At 72.0% G+C, this 789-nt stretch carries 1 pseudogene; it reads right to left on the bottom strand.

The window, feature by feature from the left end:
• Positions 1-789 (bottom strand): annotated as a pseudogene (locus AC1DU6_RS33620) (translation initiation factor IF-2); the annotation flags it as partial.

The following is a 789-nucleotide window of genomic DNA, read 5'->3' as shown; positions in this document are numbered from 1 at the left end:
GTGCACCTCTTGGATCTGCATCTCTGCAGGTGCCTGGAAGTTGCCTTGGCCATTGCCACCACGGTCATTGCCGCCACGACGGCCACCGGCACCACCGCGCGCCGGAGCACGCCAGTTGCCGCCGCCACCCGGGCGGTTCGCGCCGGCGGGACCGGCACCGATGGTCTTGAGGCCGCGCTTCTTGGCGGCGTCATCGGCCCAACTGGACGACAGCTTCTCGGACTTGACCGACTTCTTGTCGCCCGGCTTGCCGGCGCCTGCGCCCGCTGCAGCAGGTGCTGCGCCTGGCGTGCCGGCCTTCTTGTGGATGGTGCCCTTGATGCCCGCGGCGGCTTCGGCCGGCTTGGGCTCTTCGGGCTTCTTCGCGACCAGCACCTTTTTGGGTGCATTCATCATCGCGCGGATCTTGGCGGCCTCGTCCTCGGCGGCCTTGCGGCGGCGGGCCAGGTCGTCCTGCTTCTGCTTCTCTTCGGCAGCGGCATCGACGGCCTTGACGACGCGCAGCGCCGGCTTGGCCACTTCGGGCGCGGGCGGTGGCGGGGCGACGACTTCAGGCGCAGGTGCGGGCGGCGGCGGCGCAACGACTTCAGGCTCGGGCGCAGGCGCGGCGGCCTTGGCACCGCGCTTGGAGGCGGCCTTGTTGATCGCGGCAGCTTCGGCGGCGGCAGCAGCGGCATTGCGCTGGCGGGCCTCGGCCTGCTCGACGGGCGTGACCTCCGGCTTGGCGGCGGCAGCTGCAGCGGCAGCTTCGGCAGCGGCCTTGGCGGCGGCTTCGGCGGCAGCCTGCTC

Source organism: Roseateles sp. P5_B10 (assembly GCF_056400485.1).
The sequence above is the reverse complement of the archived record's forward strand: the minus strand, read 5'-3'. Positions and strand labels throughout refer to the sequence as shown.